This window comes from Mesorhizobium sp. M1E.F.Ca.ET.041.01.1.1 (genome assembly GCF_003997355.1).
GTDB lineage: Bacteria > Pseudomonadota > Alphaproteobacteria > Rhizobiales > Rhizobiaceae > Mesorhizobium.
Map to the genome: position 1 here is coordinate 1 of NZ_RZSL01000662.1, position 3,029 is coordinate 3,029.

The 3,029-nt window shown below is 61.6% G+C and carries 6 protein-coding genes and 1 pseudogene; 2 read left to right on the forward strand and 5 right to left on the reverse strand.

The features are described 5' to 3' along the window. The 5 genes and pseudogenes from EOA38_RS32140 to EOA38_RS32155 all read right to left on the reverse strand — a co-directional run. Nucleotides 1-385: pseudogene (locus EOA38_RS32140) on the reverse strand (hypothetical protein); the annotation flags it as partial. Then, nucleotides 382-1,149: a helix-turn-helix domain-containing protein gene (locus EOA38_RS32145; RefSeq protein WP_189435065.1), complete on the reverse strand. Its 768-nt coding sequence runs from the start codon at nucleotides 1,147-1,149 to the stop codon at nucleotides 382-384. The gene EOA38_RS32145 and the pseudogene EOA38_RS32140, both read right to left, overlap by 4 nt. Then, complete coding sequence (locus EOA38_RS39450) at nucleotides 1,094-1,387, reverse strand: hypothetical protein (RefSeq protein WP_189435067.1); 294 nt, start codon at nucleotides 1,385-1,387, stop codon at nucleotides 1,094-1,096. The genes EOA38_RS32145 and EOA38_RS39450 overlap by 56 nt, the downstream gene beginning before the upstream one ends. A 65-nt stretch (nucleotides 1,388-1,452) precedes the next feature. Continuing rightward, the gene (locus EOA38_RS32150) at nucleotides 1,453-1,635 is read right to left on the reverse strand and encodes a hypothetical protein (RefSeq protein ID WP_127301117.1); all 183 of its coding nucleotides are present in this window, start codon (nucleotides 1,633-1,635) and stop codon (nucleotides 1,453-1,455) included. A 138-nt stretch (nucleotides 1,636-1,773) separates the two neighbouring features. After that, a complete protein-coding gene (locus EOA38_RS32155; protein WP_127301118.1) occupies nucleotides 1,774-1,989 on the reverse strand; it encodes a hypothetical protein in 216 nt (71 codons plus the stop codon). Between the two features lie 34 nt (nucleotides 1,990-2,023). Here EOA38_RS32155 and EOA38_RS32160 point away from each other — a divergent pair, with 34 nt between their 5' ends. Then, entirely contained in the window at nucleotides 2,024-2,794 is a 771-nt protein-coding gene (locus EOA38_RS32160; protein WP_127301119.1) for a hypothetical protein, read from the forward strand. Beyond that, on the forward strand, nucleotides 2,781-3,029 hold a 249-nt coding region (locus tag EOA38_RS39860; RefSeq protein ID WP_210213003.1), incomplete at its 3' end, for a hypothetical protein. The genes EOA38_RS32160 and EOA38_RS39860, both read left to right, overlap by 14 nt.

A 3,029-nucleotide genomic window follows, 5' to 3' on the forward strand; every position in this document is an offset into this window, starting at 1 on the left:
CGGCGACGCGGCGCCGGCTTTCCCGGCTGTTCGGCTCGAACTTCTCGCTGCGATCCTCCGCCCATCCCACGCGACGGTTGCTGCGCTCGGTGTCTCTTTCGCGCGCCTCGACGAGAGGGCGCATGGCCCGGTCGATTTCCTGCCGAAGCTCGGGTGGGCTTGGCGCAAAGGCGTGGCCGAGGCTGCCTTGGACGATAGCGCGCACCGCCTTGTCGAGCCCATAGGCGGTGACGCCGTCGAGTGCGAGCATGTAGACGGCATGCGAAAGCGCGGCGTCGTTGGCGTTGCGCGAGGGCAAATCGCCGAGGATGACGAGCGCCTTTTCCTTGTCGATATCTGTCGCTGGCGTCCAGACATCCGGCGCGTGATCGGGAAGCGTCGTCATTGGATGATCCCCTGCTTGCGGAGATTGACGGCGGCGACATCGAAGGCGTTACGCGGCTCGCCCTTTTCGCGTGCGCTTTTTGCTGCGCCGTTCGGGCGGGACACCTCGCGCCGGCACCATATCCTCCAGGTTGCAGGCCAATCGACCTTGCGGCCGGCCGCGCCCGGCTTCGCCTTCCAGTAGTCGAGGAAATTCGCCGCGCAGCGCTCGGCCTCGGAGCCGTTCATGCCTTCGGCGAGCGCGACGGAAAGGTCGGGTTTGAAATCGTCGGGAATCCGCGTGCCGCGATCCGAGGCGGGTGCGCGCAAGCGCGCCACCTCTCTCTTTTCTTCCGGTTCAGATTCCGGTTCTAAGAGAGGGTGGTCCGTGTGACGTGGACCCTTTCCGTAATACGGACCCTTTTTCGGTTCGAACGGTCCATCCCGTGGACCCTTTTCCGGTTCGAAGGGTTCATGGTGTGGACCCTTTTCAAAGTCGAGCAGATACTGATTTCCGCCTCGGTTGCGCGAGTCGACGGTGATCAATTTGGCGTCGCGAAGCCTTTCCAGCCTGTCGAATATGGTGGCGCGGCCGAGGCCTGTTTCGCGGCAAATCGTTTGCACCTTCGGGTTGCATTGGCCGTCGGTGCCGTTGTGATGTTCGGCGAGGCAAAGGAGCACCAACTTCGACAGGGAGTCGGTTTGTTGTCTCCATGCCCATCGGTAGGCCTCAAGGCTCATGCCAGCGCTCCCCATAACTTTCGAGCCAAGCGCGTTGGCAGTCATCGCAACGTCGTGGCCACGGATAGCGCGACACGAAAAACCGCTTGAAACATTCGCGGGAGGTGACGGCGATATGCTCGCCGCAATTCTCGCAAATGAGATCGCGAAAGAAAGCCGGTCCGGCGGCCATCGACGCCGCGTCCGAACGCGACGGAAGGCCATAAGCCTCGGCAATTTCGGCGACCGGGATTTGATGAATCCAATAGAACTGCCAGATTTCGTGGCGCTCGCGGTCGAGCAAATTTCGAGCTTCCAGGCGGCGAAGCTCCGCCGCGTTGGCGAGGACGGCGGCACCATTTGTCTCGGTCATGGCCGCGCCTCCCTGATGAGCTTATGGCTCTCGCGGATGGCCTCGACGGCTTCGACAGCGGTCAGTCGGTAGATTTCGCGCAAGGCGGGAAGCAGCGGCTTCGGCCGATCGCGCTGCGGCGTTTCGGCAAGCCAGCGGGCGGCGGCCTCGATGTTGTTGGGCAGGATGATGTTGCTCATGGCGACGATCCTTGCGGAAATCGCCGCGCGGGCTGGCTTGTGCGTCTAGGCCATGAAAGCTATGCTTACCGCCGCCCTCAGAAGCATACATTTTTGTACCTCGGCCTCGATCGCGCCTTGCCGCGCGGTCGGGCCGCCTCACTCTGCGGCTATCGTTTCGATGCCGTAAGCTCGGAGAACGCGGGGCAGCTCGGTTTCCGGAATTTTCGTAACGCCGCCCAAAGTCACGGTGGCAATTTCCCCTGCCGAGACGGCCTTCTCGACACGCCGATAGGGCAGGCCGGTCGCCCGCGCGAACGCCGCAATGGAAAATCCCGGGCCGATCCGCCTTAGTTGCTTCTCTTGGGCACTCATCAAAGCCTCCTTTTTCTCAGCGCGCCTAGCCCCCTTGCCGCAGCTCCTTTCGTCATTTCGTCAAAATATGCCAAACGAGCAGAATAAGCGCAATAGCTATCTTTCCTGCGCCAAATTTCATGCTATACGTTGCGATATGCCGCGCAACGAAGCGAAACGAGGATATGGAATGGCGCTCGGGGAACTAATCTGGACTGGCCGCGCATGGCCTGCGGCGGAGATCGTTGGCCGAACCGGCGACGACTTCTCCTTCAAGACCAGCGGCAAAGGCCGCCCTCTTGAACTCGTAGGACCAGCCGCGTGGTGGCGCAACTTCTCCGAGATCGACCTCGACGATCCTGACGCCGTCATCGGTTTCGTGCGCCGTCACGGCGATCCGTTCGGCACGCTCTCGCCGACAACGCAAGCCGACTCCTCGCAATGGCTTGCCGTCGCAGTCGTGCTTAAACTCGCCGCATCTGGCTGGACGCGGAATCGGGTCGGGCCGAGCGTTGCCACAAGGCCGCACGGCGTCATGCAAGCATTAGTGGCCTCGCCGATCTTTCGCGATGGCGTCGACTATGTGCCGCACGTCGATGGCGGGAGCGACCAACTCAGCCTGCGCATCGTCGCAAAGTCCCTCGCCGCCTTCATGGTAACGAGCGCAATCCTTCACCTTCAAAGCTATGTCGACATGGCGCTTTGCCAGCACTGCGGCGACTGGTTTGTCGAGCGTCGGCGAGGCACGCAATTCTGCTCGGCCTCATGCCGGGCGGCATCCAGCACATCATCAAAAAAGGGGAGAAGAAATAATGGCATCCGTTAGGCGGCAAGTCAGCTCGACCGGCACTCCATATTTTCAAGCTGTCTGGAGTCTGACAGCGAAGGACGGCACGACAAAACGGCAAACCAAGTCGTTCTCTCGACAAGCCGACGCAAAAGCTTATGCGGCGAGAATGGAGGCTGAATGCGAAAAGCGCGGGATCGGCGATGCCGAACGGCAGTCCTTCGCCACCTTTACAGAACGGCTCCTCGCCCACTGGCAAACGCGCGGCGAATTG

Coding starts and splice junctions, on each gene's coding strand:
- EOA38_RS32145 (WP_189435065.1), bottom strand. CDS start 1,149: ATGACTGCCAACGCGCTTGGCTCGAAAGTTATGGGGAGCGCTGGCATG.
- EOA38_RS32155 (WP_127301118.1), bottom strand. CDS start 1,989: ATGAGTGCCCAAGAGAAGCAACTAAGGCGGATCGGCCCGGGATTTTCC.
- EOA38_RS32150 (WP_127301117.1), bottom strand. CDS start 1,635: ATGAGCAACATCATCCTGCCCAACAACATCGAGGCCGCCGCCCGCTGG.